Origin of the sequence: Blautia sp. MSJ-9, assembly GCF_018919065.1 — a bacterium.
Lineage (GTDB): Bacteria > Bacillota > Clostridia > Lachnospirales > Lachnospiraceae > Blautia_A.
The window spans coordinates 122159-144660 of record NZ_JAHLQG010000034.1 but is presented as its reverse complement, the minus strand read 5'-3'; the positions used below and the strand labels follow the sequence as shown (position 1 = coordinate 144660).

General features: G+C 42.5%; 17 protein-coding genes and 1 pseudogene. 15 read left to right on the top strand and 3 right to left on the bottom strand.

Going from position 1 to position 22502, the window contains the following annotated elements:
- Positions 1–108 precede the first annotated feature (108 nt).
- A complete protein-coding gene (locus tag KQI87_RS16815; RefSeq protein WP_256444816.1) occupies positions 109–234 on the bottom strand; it encodes a hypothetical protein in 126 nt (41 codons plus the stop codon).
- A gap of 309 nt (positions 235–543) precedes the next feature.
- On the opposite strand from KQI87_RS16815, the gene KQI87_RS09710 reads away from it, so the two are divergent.
- The 6 genes from KQI87_RS09710 (at position 544) to KQI87_RS09685 (ending at position 10186) form a co-directional block, all read left to right on the top strand.
- The gene (locus KQI87_RS09710) at positions 544–1917 is read left to right on the top strand and encodes a cell wall hydrolase (RefSeq protein WP_253292450.1); all 1374 of its coding nucleotides are present in this window, start codon (positions 544–546) and stop codon (positions 1915–1917) included.
- Positions 1918–2415: 498 nt separating this feature from the next.
- On the top strand, positions 2416–3645 hold the full coding sequence (gene tyrS, locus KQI87_RS09705) for a tyrosine--tRNA ligase (RefSeq protein WP_216459965.1): 1230 nt from the start codon (positions 2416–2418) through the stop codon (positions 3643–3645).
- 181 nt (positions 3646–3826) lie between these two features.
- On the top strand, positions 3827–6466 hold the full coding sequence (gene alaS, locus KQI87_RS09700) for an alanine--tRNA ligase (protein WP_216459964.1): 2640 nt from the start codon (positions 3827–3829) through the stop codon (positions 6464–6466).
- Between the two features lie 275 nt (positions 6467–6741).
- Positions 6742–6918 (top strand): 30S ribosomal protein S21, encoded by a 177-nt coding sequence (gene rpsU, locus KQI87_RS09695; RefSeq protein WP_004222305.1) that lies wholly within the window; start codon positions 6742–6744, stop codon positions 6916–6918.
- 195 nt (positions 6919–7113) lie between these two features.
- Positions 7114–8712 (top strand): cardiolipin synthase, encoded by a 1599-nt coding sequence (cls, locus tag KQI87_RS09690; protein ID WP_253292449.1) that lies wholly within the window; start codon positions 7114–7116, stop codon positions 8710–8712.
- A gap of 259 nt (positions 8713–8971) precedes the next feature.
- Positions 8972–10186, top strand: coding sequence for a D-alanyl-D-alanine carboxypeptidase family protein (locus KQI87_RS09685; protein ID WP_216459963.1), 1215 nt, complete (start codon positions 8972–8974; stop codon positions 10184–10186).
- A gap of 41 nt (positions 10187–10227) precedes the next feature.
- Here the strand turns inward: KQI87_RS09685 and KQI87_RS17540 are convergent.
- Positions 10228–10302, bottom strand: a pseudogene (locus KQI87_RS17540) (DUF6783 domain-containing protein); the annotation flags it as partial.
- Between the two features lie 215 nt (positions 10303–10517).
- Here KQI87_RS17540 and KQI87_RS09680 point away from each other — a divergent pair.
- The 9 genes from KQI87_RS09680 (at position 10518) to KQI87_RS09640 (ending at position 21402) form a co-directional block, all read left to right on the top strand.
- Positions 10518–12392: an outer membrane protein assembly factor BamB family protein gene (locus KQI87_RS09680; protein WP_253292448.1), complete on the top strand. Its 1875-nt coding sequence runs from the start codon at positions 10518–10520 to the stop codon at positions 12390–12392.
- A gap of 96 nt (positions 12393–12488) precedes the next feature.
- Positions 12489–13523 (top strand): molybdopterin-binding protein, encoded by a 1035-nt coding sequence (locus KQI87_RS09675; RefSeq protein WP_216459962.1) that lies wholly within the window; start codon positions 12489–12491, stop codon positions 13521–13523.
- Positions 13524–13587: 64 nt separating this feature from the next.
- Positions 13588–14406, top strand: coding sequence for a metallophosphoesterase (locus KQI87_RS09670; protein WP_216459961.1), 819 nt, complete (start codon positions 13588–13590; stop codon positions 14404–14406).
- A gap of 87 nt (positions 14407–14493) precedes the next feature.
- Positions 14494–15333 carry a segregation and condensation protein A gene (locus KQI87_RS09665; RefSeq protein WP_216459960.1) on the top strand — a complete coding sequence of 280 codons (840 nt, stop codon included), beginning with the start codon at positions 14494–14496 and terminating at the stop codon, positions 15331–15333.
- Positions 15334–15410: 77 nt separating this feature from the next.
- Positions 15411–15980 (top strand): SMC-Scp complex subunit ScpB, encoded by a 570-nt coding sequence (gene scpB / locus KQI87_RS09660; RefSeq protein WP_216459959.1) that lies wholly within the window; start codon positions 15411–15413, stop codon positions 15978–15980.
- A 107-nt stretch (positions 15981–16087) separates the two neighbouring features.
- A complete protein-coding gene (locus KQI87_RS09655; RefSeq protein WP_216459958.1) occupies positions 16088–16882 on the top strand; it encodes a zinc dependent phospholipase C family protein in 795 nt (264 codons plus the stop codon).
- 107 nt (positions 16883–16989) lie between these two features.
- The gene (locus tag KQI87_RS09650) at positions 16990–18234 is read left to right on the top strand and encodes a D-alanyl-D-alanine carboxypeptidase family protein (RefSeq protein ID WP_216459957.1); all 1245 of its coding nucleotides are present in this window, start codon (positions 16990–16992) and stop codon (positions 18232–18234) included.
- Positions 18235–18621: 387 nt separating this feature from the next.
- Positions 18622–19407 carry a shikimate kinase gene (locus tag KQI87_RS09645; protein ID WP_216459956.1) on the top strand — a complete coding sequence of 262 codons (786 nt, stop codon included), beginning with the start codon at positions 18622–18624 and terminating at the stop codon, positions 19405–19407.
- 237 nt (positions 19408–19644) lie between these two features.
- Positions 19645–21402, top strand: coding sequence for a Fe-S-containing protein (locus KQI87_RS09640; protein WP_216459955.1), 1758 nt, complete (start codon positions 19645–19647; stop codon positions 21400–21402).
- A 117-nt stretch (positions 21403–21519) separates the two neighbouring features.
- Here KQI87_RS09640 and KQI87_RS09635 read toward each other — a convergent pair whose 3' ends face one another.
- Positions 21520–22428 (bottom strand): LysR family transcriptional regulator, encoded by a 909-nt coding sequence (locus tag KQI87_RS09635; RefSeq protein ID WP_216459954.1) that lies wholly within the window; start codon positions 22426–22428, stop codon positions 21520–21522.
- Positions 22429–22502: the final 74 nt, after the last annotated feature.

Below are 22502 nucleotides of genomic sequence, written 5' to 3'. Positions count from 1 at the left end.
GGTAAAAAATATTTTGTCAAGTTTTTTAAAAAGAAAAAAAGCCAGCAAATATGCTGGTTTGAGTAGTGGTCGAATTTTTGGTACTGCAAAAAATGATAGTGCTAAATCCTAAAGACGGGAGGAAAGTCCCCAGCCGTTATTGCATCCGTTGTCGCATCCGCAGCCATTATTATTGCATCCACATCCGCCTCTGTCTTCTCCGCATCCGCAATTTGTAGCAGCTAAGTCACTCATGTTAAATCCTCCAGAATTTCTTTACACTCATATCATATGTGTGGATCTGAAATGTGTTACAGCCAGCGGCGAAAACAATACTTTTTCACAGAAACAGCCATTTGTTCGAGAGAAATAGCTGAAAGGTTTTGTAAATCAGCGTAATGGGAAAGGGAAGAATTGGCAGTTTTCACAAGTTGACAATAATATATGAATCGGATATAATGTGACTTGTAACAAATCTGTAATGATTGAGAAAGAAATGCAACAATAACCCAATTAAAACGTAAAACAATGCGTAAAAGCGAAGAGAGGAAACGGGGAATAAGAATGAAGAAACATGGGAAACTATTGTTAAAGTATCTGCTCCTTTTTGTAATAACCGTTTTTGTACTGGGCTGTGTTAGTGTATCCGCGGCAACGAAAACAGGATTTGTGACCCAGAATGGCAAAACTTATTACATAAACAAAGACGGCTCCAAGCAGAAAGGATGGCTGGAGCTTAACGGAAAGAAATATTATTTCAACAAGAGTACAGGTGTACAGGTAAAAGGCTGGGTAAAGGACTCCAGCGGAAAAGCGATCAGATATTTTACCAGTGGTGCGGGATACATGGTGACTGGATTTATCACAGACTCCAATGGAAATACCCGCCATTTTGATAAGAAAACAGGCCTTATGACAAGAGGCTGGCTCACAGACTCTGATGACTACAAATACTATTTCTACAGCGGCTCAGGCGTTATGGCAAAGGGCTGGGTAGAGAACAAGCAGGAACAGAAGAGATATTTCAGTCAGAGCAATGGACGTATGTGTACAGGCTGGACAAAGAGTACTGCAGGAAACTACAGATATTTTAAACCATCCAATGGAATCATGTACGTGGGACTTGAGAAAGTTGGTTCTGATTATTATTATTTTTCAAAGACAACAGGTGTCCGTTATCAGAAAGGTTTCGGAACAGTAGGAAGTAAGAAATACTATTTTGACCCGTCAGACGGTAAGGCGAAGATCGGATGGCTGACATTGGACGGAAAGAAGTATTATTTTAATGAATCCGGTGTTATGCTGGCAGGCACGATCGCCTCTATTGACGGAACTACATATCTGTTTGATTCTGATGGTGTGGCGACTAAGACATCTTCCAACTATCAGATTGGAAGTGACGGATATGTCAAGGTTTATGATGCAAAGAATAACAAAAACTATTATATGGAGAAGCAGTTCGTGCAGCATCCGGGAATTGCCGATGGAACAGTATCCGATCTGGATCTGCTTGCAGCAGTATGTGATTCAGAAGCCGGTGATCAGGGACTTGTAGGAATGGAAGCGGTTGCCCTTTGTGTATTGAACTGTACGATTGATGTAGACAAAGATTTCCCATCACAGATCCGTTATGTCGTATATCAGGGAAAACCGACCCAGTATGCAGTTGTTACAGATGGAGCACTGTTAAAGAGACTGAACGGTCAGTTTGAAGACAGGACCAATGCTTATGCGGCAGCAAAGGCAGCAATGGAAATCTTTAATAATTATGTAAATCGTGGTACAAAAAGAACACTTCCGGGATTTTCGACAAAGGATTTCAATTATAAATACTTTATGACTCCGGCGGCATTCCGGGCGCAGAATCTTAATTTCAGCAAACTGGAATATGAGCAGTATAAGGGACATGTGTTCTTTGTAGACTGGATCGTAGGATAAAAAGAATAAGAATGAACAGAGCGATACATTAATGCTTTAAGTTGATAAAATACAGCGGAATCTATGTTAAATTCCTTGACAAATAAAAATTGTATTTGTATACTTGCAGATATATGATGATGTCAGGATCAAAAGGTATTTTGTTCCTGACCTGATATGAAAAAGCACAGATGGGAAAGAGTAACATAAGGAAAGCAGACAGAGAGCAGCCGGCAGGTGAGAGGCGCATGGGGAACTTGTGTGAATACCTCCCGGAGCTCTGTACCGAACACTCTGGAAACATCACACAGGTAAGTAGGCTGCAGCGGAGTGGCATCCGTTAACATGCTTAAGTAACAGGGAGAATTGTTGTTTCTTACAACAATGGCATGGCTTGTTACTTATGGAGGCAGAGAATGCGAGTTTTCTGTGAATTTAGGTGGTATCGCGGGACCCGGTTCTCGTCCTAAACGGACAGGAACCGGGTTGTTTTATTTTATAATGAGGAGGAAACAAACAATGACAGTTTGGGACGAGCTGAAAGCCCGTGGTCTGATTGCCCAGGTAACAGACGAAGAAGAGATCAAAGAAATGGTAAATAATGGAAAAGCCACATTTTACATTGGCTTTGACCCTACCGCAGACAGCCTTCATGTGGGACATTTCATGGCGCTCTGCCTGATGAAACGTCTGCAGATGGCGGGAAATAAACCAATCGCATTATTAGGCGGCGGAACCGGTATGATCGGTGACCCGTCCGGAAGATCTGATATGCGTCAGATGATGACAGTGGAGACCATTCAGCACAACATTGACTGCTTCAAGAAACAGATGGAGCGTTTTATCGACTTCTCAGACGGCAAGGCATTAATGGTAAACAATGCTGACTGGCTGATGAACTTAAACTATGTAGAAGTTCTTCGTGATGTTGGACCACATTTCTCTGTAAACCGTATGCTCTCTCACGAGTGCTACAAACAGCGTATGGAACGTGGACTTACATTCCTTGAATTCAACTACATGATCATGCAGAGCTACGACTTTTACATGCTGTATCAGAAATATGGCTGTACTATGCAGTTCGGTGGTGATGACCAGTGGGCAAATATGCTTGGCGGTACAGAGCTGATCCGTCGTAAACTTGGTAAAGATGCTTACGCAATGACTATCACACTTCTTCTGAATTCCGAAGGCAAGAAGATGGGTAAAACTCAGTCTGGTGCTGTATGGCTTGATCCGGAGAAAACTTCTCCGTTCGACTTCTATCAGTACTGGAGAAACGTGGATGATGCAGATGTTATCAAATGTATGCGTCTTCTTACATTCCTTCCATTAGAAGAAATCGACGAGATGGCTAAATGGGAAGGAAGCCAGTTAAACAAAGCAAAAGAAATTCTTGCATACGAACTGACAAATCTGGTTCATGGCGAAGAAGAAGCAAAGAAAGCACAGGAAGGCGCAAGAGCACTTTTTGCAGGCGGCGCTGACACTGCACATATGCCGACTACAGAGCTGACAGATGAAGATTTCTCAGAAGAAGGAACGATCGACCTGATCTCCATGCTTGTAAAAGCAGGAATGGTTCCGACACGTTCCGAAGGACGCCGTGCGATCGAGCAGGGTGGTGTTTCCATTGATGGTGAGAAGATCACAGATGTGAAACATGTAGTTGCCAAAGATGCACTTACAGGCGAAGGTGTAGTGCTGAAAAAGGGCAAAAAGAAATTTAACAAAGTTCTGGCAAAATAATATATAATATAAGAAATGCATGAAATGGTCCGGCGGTAAAAAGACGTTATGTTTTTGGAAATCGGACAGAATATGTATAGAGGATTATAAAAAATATCAGGATGTGCGGAGTATTTCCAAACAGATTCTTATGGAGTCTGTCAGAGAAATATCTGCATATCTGATTCAGGAGGAAAAGGTTATGAAGAAATACGGAGTAAACGAACTTCGTCAGATGTTCCTCGACTTCATGGAGAGCAAAGGACATCTGGTAATGAAAAGCTTTTCCCTGGTACCACAGGGAGATAAGAGTCTTCTGCTGATCAACGCAGGTATGGCTCCGCTGAAACCATATTTTACAGGTGCTGAAATCCCACCGAGAACAAGAGTAAGTACCTGCCAGAAATGTATCCGTACAGGCGATATCGAGAATGTAGGTAAGACTGCACGTCACGGTACATTCTTCGAAATGCTCGGTAACTTCTCATTCGGTGATTACTTCAAAACAGAAGCAATCCACTGGTCATGGGAATTCCTGACAGAAGTAGTAGGACTGGACGCAAACCGTCTTTATCCGTCTGTATATCTGGAAGATGATGAAGCATTCGATATCTGGAATAAAGAGATTGGAATCCCGGCTGAGAGAATCTTCCGTTTCGGAAAAGAAGACAACTTCTGGGAGCACGGCGCTGGCCCATGTGGTCCATGTTCAGAAATCTACTATGATCGTGGAGAGAAATACGGCTGCGGTAAACCTGGCTGTACAGTAGGCTGTGACTGCGACCGTTACATGGAAGTATGGAACAACGTATTTACCCAGTTTGAGAATGACGGTAACGGAAATTATACAACACTGAAACAGAAGAACATTGATACAGGTATGGGTCTGGAACGTCTGGCAGTTGTTGTCCAGGACGTAGACTCTATCTTTGACGTAGACACTATCTGCGCACTGCGTAACTTGGTATGCAAGATTTCCGGAAAAGAATATGAGAAAAACTACAACGATGATGTATCTATCCGACTGATCACAGACCATATCCGCTCTGCAACATTTATGATCTCTGACGGTATCATGCCTACAAACGAAGGCCGTGGATATGTACTTCGCCGTCTGATCCGCCGTGCGGCACGTCACGGACGTCTTCTTGGCATCGAAGGCACTTTCCTTGCTAAATTAAGTGAAGAAGTGATCAACGGTTCCAAAGCAGGATATCCGGAACTGGAAGAGAAGAAAGAATTCATCTTCAAAGTTCTGACAAACGAAGAGAACCAGTTTAACAAGACTATCGACCAGGGTCTTCGTATCCTTGGTGAAATGGAAGATGCAATGACAGCAGCAGGAGAGAAAACACTTTCCGGCGAAAATGCATTCAAATTATATGATACTTACGGATTCCCGATGGATCTTACAAAAGAGATCCTTGAGGAAAAAGGCTATGATATCGATGAAGAAGGCTTCCAGAAATGCATGGAAGAGCAGAGAAACAAAGCCCGTTCTGCACGTGAAGTAACAAACTATATGGGTGCTGACGCAACTGTATATGATGATATCGATGTAAACGTTACAACAGAATTCGTAGGATATGATCATCTTACCTTTGATTCCAAAGTAACTGTTCTTACAACAGAGACAGAGATTGTAAACTCCCTGATGGAAGGACAGAAAGGTACAATTTTCGTGGAGAAGACTCCATTCTATGCAACCATGGGTGGACAGGTCGGTGACACTGGTGTGATCGAAACTGCAAACGGTAAGTTCGTAGTAGAAGATACGATCAAACTCCGTGGCGGTAAATTCGGTCATGTAGGTCATATGGAATCCGGTATGATCTCCACAGGTGAAACTGTTTCCCTGAAAGTAAATGAAGCTGCAAGAAGAGACACTGAGAAGAACCACAGTGCAACACATCTTCTTCAGAAAGCACTAAAGACAGTACTTGGAAGCCATGTAGAACAGAAAGGTTCTCTGGTGACACCGGACAGACTTCGTTTCGACTTTGCTCATTTCCAGGCTATGACAGCAGATGAGATCGCACAGGTAGAAGCGCTTGTAAACAAAGAAATCCAGGCCGGACTTGAAGTCCGTACAGATGTTATGGATGTGGAAGAGGCTAAGAAATCCGGAGCAATGGCTCTGTTCGGAGAGAAATATGATCAGAAGGTACGTGTGGTATCCATGGGTGATTTCTCCAAGGAACTCTGCGGTGGTACTCATGTGGCAAATACAAGCAATATCATGCTGTTCAAGATCGTTTCTGAATCCGGTATCGCAGCAGGTGTGCGCCGTATCGAGGCTCTGACAGGCAACGGAGTTCTGGAATACTATAAGAAACAGGAAGAACTGCTTCACGCAGTAGCAAAAGCTCTGAAAGCAAATCCTGCGGAGATCGTAGAGAAGATCGGACATCTTCAGGGAGAAGTGAAAGCACTCTCCAGCGAGAACGAATCCTTAAAGAGCAAACTGGCTCAGGGCGCTCTGGGAGATGTTATGGATAAAGTGGTAGAAGTCAAAGGTGTGAAACTCCTCGCTGCAAAAGTAGACGGAGTTGACATGAACGGACTTCGTGACCTTGGCGATCAGCTGAAGGGTAAACTTGGTGAAGGTGTTGTCCTCCTGGCAGCAGTAAACGGCGAGAAAGTAAACCTTCTTGCCATGGCTACAGATACAGCACAGAAAGCAGGCGCACACGCAGGTAACCTGATCAAAGCAGTGGCAGCCATCGTAGGCGGTGGCGGCGGCGGACGTCCGAACATGGCTCAGGCCGGCGGAAAGAACCCGGCCAAAGCTCAGGAAGCTGTAGATGCAGCAGCAGGAATCCTTGAGGGCCAGCTGAAATAATAGAATTTATGTAAAATAATAAGTCCCTGACTTTTGCCAGAATTGGAAAGCAACAGTCAGGGGCTGCTGTTATTCGGTTAAATTCTCCAGAAATATAAGAGGATTTTCTGCAAAATAGTGACAGATAGACAAGATTCAAATTTCTGCAAAATTTAACCAAAAAGATGTTGACGAACACACCGGCAATGATATATAATATCACTTGTGCAAGAAAAATACCCAGACAGTTGTATTTTAGCACAATCTACAACTGGAGGGAGGTTAGGTGTGAGTCTATGTCAAACGTAATCGTAAAAGAGAACGAGACTTTAGATAGCGCTCTTCGCAGATTCAAGAGAAGCTGCGCAAAAGCAGGAATTCAGCAGGAAATCCGCAAAAGAGAGCATTACGAGAAACCAAGCGTTCGTCGTAAAAAGAAATCTGAAGCCGCAAGAAAACGTAAATATAATTAATTGTGCGCAAAAATCCCTGACAGTTTGTCAGGGATTTTTATCATAATGGAGAAATAAGCCGAAATTCCATTGCCACAGACAATCTGGAATGAAATTTGACATTGTTACTGAAAATAAAATGAACAGTAACGCATATTTGATTCAGGTACAGTAACAAAAATGTACTTATGAATCGGTCAGGGGAAGGAAATAATCTTGAAAGCAGAGAACAACAAAAGACTGAAAGAAAAGAAAAACTGGATCCTGTTACTGTTAAAGAAAATTGCCAAGCTGCTCTTTAACAGAATCTTTTATGTGGCAGTAGCTATTTTGGTCCAGTTTGGCTGGATCATGATGATGGTACTGCGTCTGGCGACTTATTCCAGATATGTAGATATCCTGCTTAAGCTGGCAGGAGTTGTGATTGTATTATGGATTCTGAACAAGGAGATTAATCCATCGTATAAACTGGCGTGGATCATACTGATCCTGGTGCTGCCAATCCTCGGAGTCGTTCTGTATTTCCTTTTCGGACGTTCCAGGATTGCCACGATCATGCAGCAGCATTTTGAACAAAGGATTGAGGAAAGCAGGGATTATCTGCAGGATCGGCCTGAGACAAGAGAGAGGCTGGAAGAGATGAATCCGTCAGCTGCGATCCAGTCCAGATATATTTCGGATAATTCCAGATTTCCGGTTCATGAGAATACCACAGCAGAGTATTTCCAGGTAGGAGATGATATGTTTCCGATGCTTGTCAGGGAATTGAAACAGGCGAAGAAATATATTTTTATCGAATATTTCATTATTAATGATGGCGTGATGTGGCAGACTATCCTTCATATTCTGGAAGAGAAAGCAGCAGAAGGCGTAGATGTCCGCCTGATCTACGATGGATTTGGGTGTCTTACCACACTTCCGCATAAATATTATGAAGAACTCCGTGCCAAGGGGATTTCCTGTCAGGTGTTTAACCCGTTCCGTCCACTTCTGAATATCATTCAGAATAACCGTGACCACAGGAAACTTTGTATCATAGACGGATGGGTAGGATTTACCGGTGGTATCAATCTGGCAGATGAATACATCAATCAGAAGGAGCGGTTCGGTCATTGGAAAGACACTGCAGTAATGCTCAAAGGTGAGGCAGTCTGGAATATGACAGCTATGTTTCTTCATATGTGGGCGGTTGTAGGCAGATCTGATGAGAGCATTGATTATGAAGCTTATTTTCCGCACAAATACCATGAAGAAGAATTTGAGAGCGATGGATTTATTCAGCCATTCTGCGATACTCCGCTGGACGAGGAGATCGTTGGCGAGAATGTATACCTGAACATTATTAATAAAGCCAAGAAATATGTGTACATCTGTACACCATATCTGATCATTGATAATGAGATGATGACAGCTCTGTGTCTGGCAGCTAAGAGTGGGGTAGATGTCCGTATTATGACTCCTGGAATTCCGGACAAGAAACTGGTATTTCTTCTGACTCAGTCCTACTACAAACAGTTGCTGGAAGCAGGTGTAAAAGTCTATGAATACCAGCCAGGTTTTCTGCATGCGAAATCTTTTGTGTGCGATGATGAGATCGGCGTGGTAGGAACTATCAATCTGGATTATCGAAGTCTGTATCTTCACTTTGAAGATGGTGTATGGATTTATAAGAACAGAGTGATACAGGATATCAAGGACGATTTTGTCCAGACAATGGAATACTGTCGTCCTGTAGAGCTGGAATTCTGTCTGAACAGAAATATAGGGGTGCGTATGATGCAGAATATCTTCCGCGTGTTTGCTCCGATGCTGTAAGTGAATTATAAAAAATAGGTGTAATGTATAAATATGAAAAGATATACATTACATCTATTTTTATGTAAGTAATTAAGAAAAGCCAAACCAGCTCATGGATGACCTAAAATGAAGAAATAATAGTCAGGGTCATCATCAAACCAGTTTATAAATGACTTAGATTGTATTTGCAGGATCTTTTTCAGCAACAAGATATACAGGCATATTTTCTAAAAAATGTTTTTATAATAGAATAGAATATATCTGCCGGAGCGAAAATATGGTAAAGAAATGGATTTCATTAATATGTGCATGTATCATATCACTTATCATGCTTCTGACACCGCTGGCAGTCAGAGCACAGAACAATTCTACAGATGAAACGATACAGGAAAACAGCAGCCAGCAGCCAGAGACTGCAGACCTGATCCAGGCACCGTCCGGAATTTTGATGGAAGCTCAGACAGGGACTGTCATTTATCAGAAAGATCAGGACACCAGACGAAGTCCGGCCAGTATTACGAAGATCATGACATTGATCCTGATCTTTGATGCACTGGAAAAAGGAAATCTGAAAATGGACGACGTTGTAACAACCAGTGCCCATGCCAGGTCCATGGGAGGTTCTCAGGTATTTCTGGAAGAAGGCGAAACACAGACAGTGGAAACCCTGATCAAATGTATTGTGATCGCTTCGGGAAATGATGCCAGTGTAGCTATGGCCGAGCATATCTGCGGCAGTGAGCAGGAATTTGTCCGTCACATGAATGAGCGTGCAGCAGAACTGGGAATGGAAAACACCAATTTTGAAGACTGTTGCGGCTTGACGGAATCCACAAATCATTACACGACAGCCAGAGACATCGCAATTATGAGCCGTGAGCTGATTACAAAATATCCAAAGATTCTGGAATATTCCTCCATCTGGATGGAGAATATCACTCACGTAACCAGACAGGGTTCCAGTGAATTCGGGCTTACAAATACCAACAAACTGATCCGCAGTTATGAGGGATGTGTCGGCCTGAAAACCGGCAGTACCAGTATTGCCAAATACTGTCTGAGTGCGGTAGCAAAGAGGAATGGAATTACCCTGATCGCAGTAGTAATGGCTGCTCCCGACTATAAAGTCCGTTTCAAAGATGCCGCATCCATGCTCAACTATGGCTTTTCCAAATGCAGTCTCTACATAGACAAAAAAATGCAGGCGCTTCCGGAGGTACCGGTCAGAAAAGGAAAAGAAAAAACAGTCCCCCTCACTTATCAGAAACAATTCCAGTATCTCAGCACCGATGGACAGAATATTTCTGATGTAAAAAGAAAACTTCGCATTCATCGCGAAGTAGATGCACCGATAAAAAAAGGCAGTAAAGCGGGCGAAATGATTTATTCTGCTGGGGACAGAGAATTAGGCAGAGTAGATATTTTATACGACAAAACTGTGCCGAAAGCGACTTATATGGATGCATTGAAGACGGTATTGGAAAATTTGTAAGTTGCTGTTTTAGAGCGTGTTTGAAAAATCATTCCCGCAATCTGCACGCCCCACTTTGCGGTATATTTTGCCCGAATTCGGTTGTCGTAGAAGGGTGATAATCCTGCGAAGCATATTGCCGGGTATGGAAAGATTGCTATAATATTGTTACTGAGAACGGAGTGAACAGTAGCCTGATGTTTGCAGTTGCAGATGCTGAGCGAATATTATTGTTTACTATATCAGGCGTTGTATGATAAACTGTTTTTACAGACATCAGGGCAGGGGCGGAATGAGCAAGGAGCAAAGCACATGATTTTAGCTGCCTGACTAGATTTTTAAGGAGAAAAGTATGAACCAAAAGAGAAAGACACCTTTTAGGGAAAGTGGACACAAGGAAAAATCCGCAAGACCGGAACATCTTCAAAAAGCGATCGTGCAGGAAAGAGCACGGAAACGCAGAAGTTTTCGTCTGAAACCACAGGTTAAGATTGGCGGAATCATCATTCTGGTACTATTGCTTGTACTTTCAGGAAGCATGATTTTTTTGTCCGGTAAAAAGACTGGCAGTGGAAATGCAAGGGAAGTATTATCTGCCAAAGCAGAAGAGACAAAAGTAGAGAAAACAAAAGTTAAAAAAACAAAAGGCAAAAAGAAATCCAAAGATATCGTTGAAATGAAAGAGAGCAAAGAGATTCCTTTTGAACCGCACTGTGTAGACTCAACCAGACCGGAAAATCTCATCAGTTATACAAATATTGAAGTAGATGGAAGTATACTTGAAAATGTTGCAGATTACAAAGCTGATGCAGATATTTCTTTTAACATTGGAGAAGATTACACAGATGCGGATGGAATTGTCACATTCCGTGGAAACAGTTTTCGTGATAATCCGACACATGGTTATGCCAATATGACCAGTTTTAAACTTAACAAGCTGTGGTCTGCAGATACCGGTTCTCTTTCTTCCGGCAGTGCAGTCTGGACCGGAAGCGGGTGGACCGGACAGCCGCTTATGAGAAAATGGCCCAAAGAGGTCAAGGCACATATGAATATGACTGAAAAAGCCAAAGCAGATGATGAACTGGTTGAAGTGATTTATGCCTGCATGGATGGATATGTATATTTTCTGGATCTGAAAACAGGAGAAAAGACCCGTGACCCATTGTATCTTGGATATACATTTAAGGGGGCAGGAGCTCTGGATCCAAGAGGATATCCGATCATGTATGTTGGCGCCGGATACAATAGCAATGAGGGAACTGCAAGAGTATTCGTCGTGAATCTGCTGGACTGCAGTGTTATGTATACGTTTGGAGATAATGATGAGTTTTCACTTCGAGGAAGTCTGAGCTTTTTTGACGGGTCAGCGCTGGTGGATGCGGAAACAGACACTCTGATCTATCCTGGAGAAAACGGAATTATGTATCTGATCAAACTGAATACACAATATGATCAGAACAATGGTACATTATCTATTCAGCCAGGAAAAACCGTAAAATGGCGTTATTACGGAACCAGAAGCAGTACAGAATCATTCTGGATCGGAATGGAAGACAGTGTGGCAATTTATAAAGGATATGCATTTATGACTGACAATGGAGGAAATCTGATGTGCCTGAACATGAATACGCTTCAGCTTGTATGGGTACAGGATACTCTTGATGATTCAAACTCTACACCTGTTCTGGAAATCGAGAACGGACATCTGTATCTGTATGTAAGTACTTCTTTCCGTCTTGGATGGAGAAGCTATGATTCTGCAACTATTCCGATCTGGAAAATCGATGCAGAAACAGGAGAAATCATCTGGCATACAGATTATGAATGCTATACAGACGATGGTGTTTCCGGAGGAGTCCAGTCAACCATTGCATGTGGAAAGAACAGCCTTTCTGATTACATATATGTGACAGTATCCAAGACTTCTGACAATGCCTCCGGAGTTCTTGCCTGTCTGAAAAAATCTGACGGTTCCAAAGCATGGGAGGATTCTTCTTCCTATGCATGGTCTTCTCCGGTTTGTATTTATAATGAAGACGGAAGTGGTAAGGTTCTTTATTGCAACAGCACAGGTGATATCCGCCTTCTTGACGGCAAAACCGGAAAACTGGAAGATACAGTATCTGTCAGTGAGGGTGTGATTGAGGCATCTCCGGCAGTGTATGATAATTATGCAGTTGTTGGAACCAGAGACTGTAAGATATGGGGAATAGAATTACAGTAACTATAACAATTTTGACAAAAGATACTGACAGGATGTATAATAAAATCCAAATGGGTAATTACGGGAAGCAAAAACAATAAAGGAAGGTATATATTAATGAAAGAAATCCGTACAGAAGATGCAGTCGGCCATATTTTATGCCACGACATCACACAGATCATCAAAGATGTAAAAAAAGGGGTGCTTTTTAAGAAAGGACATATTGTAAGAGAAGAGGATATTCCTCTTTTACTTTCAGTAGGAAAAGAACATTTATATGTGTGGGAGAAGAAAGAGGGAATTCTTCATGAGAATGAAGGTGCAGAGATTCTTTACCAGATCTGTGCCGGAGATTCAGATACCATGCATGGATCAGATATAAAAGAAGGAAAGATCGAACTGATCGCAGATATTGACGGCGTATTGAAAATCCGCAGAGATGCGCTGGTAGCAGTCAATTCACTCGGTGAGATGATGATTGCATCCCGCCATGGCGATTTTCCTGTAAAGAAAGGGGACAAGCTTGCAGGAACCAGGATCATCCCGTTAGTGATCGAGAAAGAAAAGATGGATCGTGCCAAAGAAACAGCAGGAGAGCAGCCCATTTTTTCCATTCTTCCATATAAGAAGAAGAAAGTCGGAATCGTAACAACAGGAAGTGAAGTGCAGAAAGGTCTGATCAAAGATACTTTTACCCCTGTACTGAAGGATAAATTTGCGAGATTCCCGTCAGAGATTCTTGGACAGACTATGCCCGGAGATGACATGGAACAGATTACAGCAGATATCCTGAAATTTATTGAAGACGGAGCCGATGTGGTGGTATGCAGCGGCGGTATGAGTGTTGACCCGGATGACAGAACTCCAGGTGCGATCAAAGCAACAGGAACCCGTATCGTATCTTACGGTGCACCGGTACTTCCAGGTGCTATGATGCTGGTTTCTTATTATGAGAAAGACGGAAAACAGATTCCGATCCTTGGACTGCCGGGATGCGTGATGTATGCGAAGAATACCATCTTTGACCTGCTCCTGCCGAGACTGATGGCAGATGACGAGATCACAGCAGAGGAGATCAATCATCTCGGGGAAGGCGGACTCTGCCTGAACTGTGATGTCTGTACATTCCCGAACTGTGGATTTGGAAAGTAAATCCCCTGCTTCAATTGTGAATATTCGCTTGACCAGTATCTGAAATTTTAAAGGAAAAGGTTACATGAAAAGATTCAAAACTGTACATTATACGATTCATTCAGACAAAATAAAAGATGCCAGAGGAGTCAGATTTGCAGTTATTGCAGATCTTCATGGCGTAGAACTTGGCCATGAGAACAGAAAGCTTCTCGAAATCATTGATAAATACAGACCGGATGGAATCCTTATTGCAGGGGACATGATCGTCAGAAATGATCCTGTAACTATGGAAACAGCAACAGTGCTTCTGAAGAGACTTGCAGCACAGTATCCGGTTTATTATGCACTGGGAAATCATGAGTACAAATTGTACAGAAGTAATCCTGAAGAGAATGAGATCGCAGAGGATTATCAGGAATACGAAAGCGGACTGAAAGCAGAAGGGATCCATATTCTGCATAATGAGTTCTGTGAATTGGAAGTCGGAAAAAACAGGATGATCATTCATGGCCTGGAAATTCCCCTGATTTATTATAAGAAGCCTTTTTCTCCAAAGCTTCATACCGAAGAAGTCAGAGAACTGATCGGGGAGCCGGCGAAAGACACTCTGAATATCCTGCTTGCACACAGTCCGAAATACGGCAATACCTATTTTGACTGGGGAGCGGATCTTACTCTGAGTGGTCATTATCACGGCGGGATCGTGAGACTTGGCAGACATAAAGGCCTGCTTTCTCCTCAGCTCCAGCCGTTTCCTGCATTCTGCTGCGGAGATTTCCACAGAGACAGTCAGCATATGCTGGTAAGCGCTGGGGCAGGAGAACATACGATTCCGGTTCGGATTCATAATCCAAGAGAATTGCTGATCGTGGATATCAAGCCTTGTATGCTGAAAAAATAAGGCAGAGAAATGGTCAGGAAATCTGGATGTTATTGGCATGAAATGCATGATATTGCGAAATATATTTGAAAAGGAAAGTACAGCACTATGGGAATTCCGGTAAAACTGGAAGTGTTTGAAGGTCCGCTGGATCTGTTACTGCATTTGATCGAAAAAAATAAAATAGATATTTATGATATCCCTATTGTGGAGATCACAGACCAGTACATGGAATATATTCATGCCATGGAACGTGAGGATCTGGGCATCATGAGTGAATTCATGGTCATGGCAGCCACATTGCTGGATATCAAATGTAAGATGCTTCTTCCGAAAGAGGTAAATGAAGAAGGAGAAGAGGAAGACCCGCGTGCAGAGCTGGTAGAGAAACTTCTGGAATACAAAATGTATAAATTCATGTCCTATGAATTAAAAGATAAAATGGATGATGCAGCTAATGTATTCTTTAAAGATCCTACCATACCGGATGAGGTTGCTCAGTACAGAGAGCCGGTAGATCCCAGAGAACTGCTTGCAGGGATCACACTGGAGAAACTGAATGCCATTTACAAATCTATCATCCGCAGACAGGAGGACAAGATCGACCCGATCCGAAGCAAATTCGGTACCATTGAGAAAGAAGAGATCAGTCTTTCTGATAAGATGATAGAGGTCAGAGATTTTGCCCGCACGCACCGGAAGTTCAGCTTCCGGGATCTTCTGGAGAGCCAGAGTTCCAGAGTACAGGTGATCGTTACATTCCTGTCCATCCTGGAACTGATCAAAATGGGACATATCCATGTGGAACAGGATAATTTGTTTGATGATATTTCTGTCGAAGTAAAAACAGATCCGGATACCTGGAAGAATCTTACAGAATTTGCAGAAGAAGAATCACAGAGTACAGAGGGAAATTTACAGGTTCAGCAGGAGAGTGCAGAACAGTAACTGCAATTCCTTTTTTAGAAGGTGTGATCTACAAAAGAGAAATGTGTAATAAAAGGATAAGGAATGAGGAAGACTGAGTGAAGATTAAGGAGACAGAAGCAGCTATAGAAGCTATACTTTTTGCTATGGGCGGTTCTGTAGAACTGTCACAGATCGCAAAAGCTATCAGAGTGGATGAGAAGACGACAGGAAAGATCATCCGCAACATGATGGATCGCTATCAGGAAGAGGACAGAGGCATCCAGATCATAGAACTGGAGAACTCTTTCCAGATGTGTACAAAGAAAGAATATTATGAATATCTGATCAATATCGCACTGCATCCTCAGAAACCGGTACTTACAGATGTTATGCTGGAGACCTTATCCATCATCGCATATAAACAGCCAGTAACAAAGGCAGAGATTGAGAAGATCCGAGGGGTAAAATGCGACCATGCCATCAACAAGCTGGTAGAATATAATCTGGTCAGAGAGCTGGGAAGACTGGATGCCCCGGGCCGCCCGATTCTGCTCGGAACCACAGAAGAGTTTCTGCGCTGTTTTGGTGTACAGGATCTGGAATCCCTGCCGGTACCTGATCCGGTTCAGATTGAGGATTTCAAGGCAGAAGCAGAAGAAGAAATCCAGTTAAAGCTGGATGTATGATTTTCGATTCGTAACTGTGAAGAAACTGAATAGTTACAAAAAAGATATGACTGTATAGGGCACAATTTACACAAGAACTTGAAGAGATACAGGAAGGGGAAATGGTTATGCCGACCACATATGCACATGATTTATTTGGAAAAGAAGTATATAGAAGACTGCCATCAGATATGAAAGCGCTGATCCGCAGACACGGAGATCTCTACAGGATTGGTCTGCACGGACCGGATATTCTGTTTTACTACATGATATCCAAAAATCCAGTCACACAGTTCGGAGTCAATATGCATCAGGAGAAGGCCAGAGCATTTTTTGAAGAAGGAATGCGACAGGTACGCAGAAACAACGACGAGGCACTTCTTGCTTATCTGCTTGGTTTTGGATGCCACTATCTGCTGGATTCCGCGTGTCATCCGTATGTAAATCAGATGGCAGAAAAAGGTGTAATCCCTCATATTGTTCTGGAAAAAGAATTTGACCGTGTTCTCATGGAAGAAACAGGCAAAGATCCGGATCATTATTATCCTGCCTGCGGTATCATCCCAAAGGTGGAATACGCAAAAGTGATCCACAGAGCCATTCCACTTGTGAAAACAGTAAATATCTATATTTCCATGAAAATGATGAAAATCCTTACAAACTTCATGGTATGCGATGACCACGGCAGAAAGCGCCGTATTGTAGGAAAACTTCTAAGATGCGGAGGAAGATCCATCGGTTCTATGATTGAACATTTTATGGCAGAGGGAGCGCTGGAAGAGGCCAAAGCACCAATACCGGAACTGGAGAGGCTTTACAGAGAAGCCATCCCTGAAACAACTGAATATCTGAAAGAACTTTATACTCTGAGAGAGGGTGCCTATCATCTGAGTGCACGATGGAACCGCACTTATAACGGATAAAAAACAATAGACATATTCAGGACATGTTGGCATAAATTATTTTATAGGCATTGATAAGTTTGCAGGAACGTTAATGCAATAAGTTGCCAGGACATGTGAGGTGGAGTATGAAGATCAGACATATTGCCGCTGTCACGATCGTGACGGCGGTATTATTGTTTACACAGACTTATGCTTCCGCACAAGGGGAAACATATAAAATACCCCAGACAGTAGACATGACACCTGTCGCAGAAGAACCAGAACCAACAGAGCTGCACGCATTATCTGCAGTCCTCATGGATGGAGATTCCGGAAGAGTACTTTATGAAAAAGACGGCGAAACACCTCTGGCAAACGCCAGCACAACAAAAGTACTCACATGTATCGTAGCTCTGGAAAGTTCCCCTGGAGATGATTACGTGCAAGTCTCTCAGAAAGCGGCTTCTCAGCCGGAAGTAAAGTTGGGCCTGCAGAAAGGGGAGCAGTATTATCTGGAAGACCTGCTCTATTCTCTGATGCTTAAGAGTCACAATGACACGGCAGTTGCCATAGCAGAGCACTGTGGCGGGTCTGTAGAGGGATTTGCCAGAATGTTGAACCGCAAAGCAGCCCAGATTGGATGTAAGGATACCTATTTTATCACCCCAAACGGTCTAGATGCGGAAGATGAAAATGGAAAACATCACACAACTGCCAGAGATCTGGCATTGATCATGCGCTATGCAATTAAAAATAAGACATTCCTGCACATCGCCCAGACCAGAGATTATACATTTTCCGAGATTACGGGGAAGAGGAGTTTTTCCGTACATAATGCCAATGCACTGTTAGATATGATGGACGGAGTTCTTGCAGGAAAAACCGGCTATACTTCTCAGGCGGGCTATTGTTATGTATGTGCCTGGGAAAAAGACGGCAGGACATTCGTAGTCAGTCTTCTGGGATGTGGATGGCCGAATCACAAAACCTACAAGTGGAGTGACACAAAGAAACTGTTAAGTTACGGTTCTTACAATTATAACTATGAAACTTACTGGCAGGAGCCGCAGACAGAGAAAATCCTGGTTACAGACGGGGTAGAAGATGATCAGGATATAGGAACACTGATTTATCTGAGGGGTAAATGCAGCGTCACATCAGATGACCGGAATAAGAAAATACTTCTGAAAAAAGGCGAAAGCGTAATCTGTCAGACGGAAATTCCACCAAAGGTCAGCGCTCCGGTTCTAAAAGGGGAGAAACTGGGACGCATTGCCTACTATCTGAATGGAGAACTGATTGATTCCTATCCGGTTTATGCAGAGAAATCTGTTGAGAAAATCAGCTTCAAATGGTATGTGGAAAAAGTATTTCACGGATTTTTCCATTAGGAGATAAAACTGAAACATATAAATGCAGAGGATGATATGCTTTTGATATCCATACAGTCTGACAGGTATAATAGAATGACTTGGCGAATTAATAGAAATATTCTATGGATTAAATGCGATAATTTAATGATTTAAAGGGTTGCTATACTAAAGAAGCATTGATATAATAAAGATTAACAGTAAAGTCAGGATGAAAGTCTTTACCCTGGTTTGAAAGAAAGTTTACCGTAATCTCATTGACTTTAGACGATGAGTTAAGGTTATAGGACAGGGACTGCCCGAATCAACGCCTGTGGAGTTAGTAGGTTACGAGGACGAAGAAGCAGGAAGTCCATTAGCTTAAAACAATGGACAGTCCACAGTATAGGAAAGACAGAGGAAAAAGATATGAATCAGTTAGAAATACTCAGAGAGAGTCTTGGACAGTGTGATGAAATCATTCTGGACGCACTTATCATGCGAAACAGAATCGTAGAGGACATCATGGCATATAAAGAAGCCAACGGACTTCAGATCTTACAGCCGGAGCAGGAAGCGAAACAGAAAGAATGGCTTGAGAACAGAATGGAAGGCAGACGCCACAAAGATGAAGTAGCAGATGTATTTGAATGCATTCGTACCAACAGTAAACGTATCCAGGCAAGAAAGCTTTTCAACTACAACATCGTACTGATCGGTTTCATGGGCGCGGGAAAGTCTACAATCTCCGATTTCCTTAAGAATGTCTTTGCCATGGACGTTGTAGAGATGGATCAGATCATTGCCCAGAGACAGGGAATGAGTATTTCCGATATTTTCGAAACATACGGTGAGCAGTACTTCCGTGACCTTGAGACAAATCTTCTCATTGAAATGCAGTCACGCAGCAATGTAGTAATCTCCTGCGGTGGTGGTACTCCAATGAGAGAATGCAACGTAGTAGAGATGAAGAAGAATGGCCGTGTTGTTCTCCTCACAGCAAAACCGGAGACAATCCTTGATCGTGTCAAAGACAACCACGACCGTCCTCTGATCGAGAACAACAAGACCGTTCCGTTCATCGCAGACTTGATGGAGAAACGCCGTGCCAAATATGAAGCAGCAGCCGACATCATCATTGAAACAGACGGCAAGAATGAACTGGAGATCTGCGAAGAACTTGTACACAGACTCCGCACTATGGATGAGAAATAATTAAGGAATACAATAACGGGGATTGCTTTACATAGCCTGATGATCAGTTATGGAGAGTAGTCTCTGTTTTTTTATGTAAAAATGAAAAAATTGTGAAATTCCGTATTCCATGGTTGACGACAGTAAAAAACTACTATATAATTCCTATCGAAATAATATGATAATAAATAAACTGTAATAATAGAAACATAAAATCTATTGTTACAGTTTTTTTTATGTCATAAGAAAGGACAAACCATGAAACAGGCAAGAATATATATTGATGGAATGACCTGCATAAACTGCCAGACAAGGATAGAAAATAAGTTAAAAAAAGAGTCGGGTCTGACAGATATATCCGTAAGCTACGAGACAGGTGAAGCCTCTTTTTCCTATGATCCGGATCAGATATCGCTAAAGCATATTACAGATATTATAGACAAAATGGGGTATTCTGCATCTTATGAAAAGCTGTCCGGCAAAAAGAAGATATTGCAGTCAATCGGAGAAATTCTTCTGATCGCAATACTGTTTGGAATATTGCAGTATTTCGGACTTCTTAACTATCTTGTACCTGCTTCACTTGCAGATTCGGGAATGAGTTATGGAATGCTCTTTGTGATCGGACTGCTCACTTCTGTACACTGCATTGCCATGTGCGGAGGCATCAATCTGTCCCAGACACTGCAGAAAAACGTGTCTGAGGAAATTTCAAAAGCCATGTTCAGAAATTCTTTTCTTTACAATGCAGGACGAGTGGTTTCCTATACTGCAGTTGGTGGAATCCTGGGGGCAGTCGGTGGACTGGCCGGATTTGGCACAGATCTGCAGACCTCATCGCTGATCCAGGGAATCCTGAAACTGGCAGCAGGAGCTGTTATGATCGTCATGGGGATCAATATGCTGGGGATTTTTCCGTGGCTTCGAAAATTCCGGATTGGAATTCCTCTCTTATATAAAAAGGCAGGAAATAAGAGAAAGACTCCCTTTATTATAGGTTTGTGCAACGGACTTATGCCATGCGGACCATTACAGTCTGTACAGATTATAGCTCTGGCGTCCGGAAATCCACTGGCAGGTGCATTTTCCATGTTTTGCTTCAGCATTGGCACAGTTCCTCTGATGTTGGGATTTGGCTCTGCAGTAGCTTTTCTTGGAAAACGCTTTACAGGTCTGGTACTGAAGGCAGGTTCAATTTTAATTGTGGTCATGGGGCTTTCAATGATGACACAAGGAACTGCGCTGACTGGTCTGAATTCTTTGCAGATATCCCGAACAGCAGATGCGGGTTCACAGGAAACAGGAGATACAGCAGTTGAAAAGAACGGGACACAATATGTCTACAGCCAGCTTCAGTCCGGCAAATATCCGAATATCACTGTCAAAGCAGGTGAGCCGGTAGAGTGGGAGATTGAAGCGTCAGAAGACAATATCAACGGATGTAATTACAAGATACTCCTGCAGGATTTCGGCTTGGAGCATACTTTTACAGAGGGAAAAAACATAATAAAATTCACACCTGAACAGGCAGGAACTTATACTTATACCTGTTGGATGGGAATGATCACAGCATTTGCAGGATGCGGAAAAGAAACAACAGCAGAAACTTCTGAAAATATGACAAATGAGGTAACAAAAGTAACTTCTGGCAATGCATTGGTCATTCCGACAGATGAACTGTCTGAAAATGCAAACTTTTACCCGGTAGATGTAGATGGCACAGAAATGGAAGTGATTGCAGTAAAAGATTCTACAGGAACCATACGCACAGCGTTTAACACCTGCCAGATATGCTATGATTCCGGCAAAGGATATTATAAACAGGAAGGCGATAAGCTGGTCTGCCAGAATTGCGGAAATTCCTTCACCATGGATCAGGTAGGAGAAATTTCCAGAGGGTGCGATCCATGGCCGATCCTGGATGAAAATAAAACAGTGACAGATGAAGAAATAGAAATTTCCTATGATTTTCTGAAAGATTCCGCTGATATTTTCTCAAATTGGAAAAAGGCATAATCCGGCGCAGGTAATATTTTGCAAAAAAAAATTTACAATAACAGAAACAAAGACCGTTTTTTATATACATGTGTTTACGAAGATGCAACGTTGTATATAAAAACGGTCTTTTGGTATTTAGCTTGTCTTATAATCCCATTCTTTCTGTGCCTGCTCGATCACATACTTCTTAAATGCCTCCACAACTGGAGGATGGTACACATTCTTCAGCATTGCCATATAGAAGTTTCTCTGCCAGCTTGGAGAAACCAGCGGCAGGATCTTCACGTTCAGTGACTGCAGGATCGGAATATTCGGTGCCACACAGATACCAAATCCATTGGATACAAATCCCGCAGCAACCTGATCTTCGTCAATCTCATAAGCCACATCCGGCGTCTGCCCGATACATTCAAACAGTCCGTCAATAATCTGTCTCAAACCACTTCTTTTCTTAAATATGATCTGCTTATAAGGAATGGTATCCTCCAGCCGTACTTCATCTTTTGCTGCCAGCGGGTGCTCCAGAGGTACGATCACAACAAGCTCCTGTCTGGCAACCGGAATAAACTCGATCAGCGGCTCATTGTCAAGCTTGGAACAGAACCCCAGATCGTATTTCTTCTCTTTTAATCCGTTTAGAATATCAGATGTTAGAACTTTGTCGCAATACAGGTTGAAATCTATCTTTTTGTTTGGATTTTCCTCCAGAAATCCCCGCATGATCTTTGGGAGAAAATCAATTCCCAGTGTACGCAGGAATACCACATCAATGCAGCCTTCTCCTTTACCTGCCAGCTTCAGACTGTTCACAGAAGAGTCCAGACGGTTCAGCACCTCTTCCACGTCATTCAGGAAAACCTTTCCATACTTGGTAAGAGTAACATTCCTTCCATTTTTTTCAAACAGTTTTACACCAAGTTCTTCCTCAAGAGTAGAGATTGCATAACTTAAAGAAGGCTGGGTGATTGCCAGAATATCAGCGGCTTTTGTGTAATGCTCAATATGAGCCAGTGTAGAAAAGTACCGCAGATGATACAGGTTCATAGAAAAACTCCTTCCTCTGATAAGTATTTTGTAAGTAACTATATCTTATGTGTAGGCTTTCATAGCCTCTTCAT

Excerpts from the sequence above, each read along its gene's own strand:
- KQI87_RS09680 (WP_253292448.1), top strand. The coding sequence starts at position 10,518 with ATGAACCAAAAGAGAAAGACACCTTTTAGGGAAAGTGGACACAAGGAA.
- KQI87_RS09675 (WP_216459962.1), top strand. The coding sequence starts at position 12,489 with ATGAAAGAAATCCGTACAGAAGATGCAGTCGGCCATATTTTATGCCAC.
- KQI87_RS09655 (WP_216459958.1), top strand. The coding sequence starts at position 16,088 with ATGCCGACCACATATGCACATGATTTATTTGGAAAAGAAGTATATAGA.
- KQI87_RS09670 (WP_216459961.1), top strand. The coding sequence starts at position 13,588 with ATGAAAAGATTCAAAACTGTACATTATACGATTCATTCAGACAAAATA.
- KQI87_RS09665 (WP_216459960.1), top strand. The coding sequence starts at position 14,494 with ATGGGAATTCCGGTAAAACTGGAAGTGTTTGAAGGTCCGCTGGATCTG.
- KQI87_RS09645 (WP_216459956.1), top strand. The coding sequence starts at position 18,622 with ATGAATCAGTTAGAAATACTCAGAGAGAGTCTTGGACAGTGTGATGAA.
- KQI87_RS09635 (WP_216459954.1), bottom strand. The coding sequence starts at position 22,428 with ATGAACCTGTATCATCTGCGGTACTTTTCTACACTGGCTCATATTGAG.
- KQI87_RS09650 (WP_216459957.1), top strand. The coding sequence starts at position 16,990 with ATGAAGATCAGACATATTGCCGCTGTCACGATCGTGACGGCGGTATTA.
- KQI87_RS09685 (WP_216459963.1), top strand. The coding sequence starts at position 8,972 with ATGGTAAAGAAATGGATTTCATTAATATGTGCATGTATCATATCACTT.
- KQI87_RS09710 (WP_253292450.1), top strand. The coding sequence starts at position 544 with ATGAAGAAACATGGGAAACTATTGTTAAAGTATCTGCTCCTTTTTGTA.
- KQI87_RS09640 (WP_216459955.1), top strand. The coding sequence starts at position 19,645 with ATGAAACAGGCAAGAATATATATTGATGGAATGACCTGCATAAACTGC.
- rpsU (WP_004222305.1), top strand. The coding sequence starts at position 6,742 with ATGTCAAACGTAATCGTAAAAGAGAACGAGACTTTAGATAGCGCTCTT.
- alaS (WP_216459964.1), top strand. The coding sequence starts at position 3,827 with ATGAAGAAATACGGAGTAAACGAACTTCGTCAGATGTTCCTCGACTTC.
- tyrS (WP_216459965.1), top strand. The coding sequence starts at position 2,416 with ATGACAGTTTGGGACGAGCTGAAAGCCCGTGGTCTGATTGCCCAGGTA.
- KQI87_RS16815 (WP_256444816.1), bottom strand. The coding sequence starts at position 234 with ATGAGTGACTTAGCTGCTACAAATTGCGGATGCGGAGAAGACAGAGGC.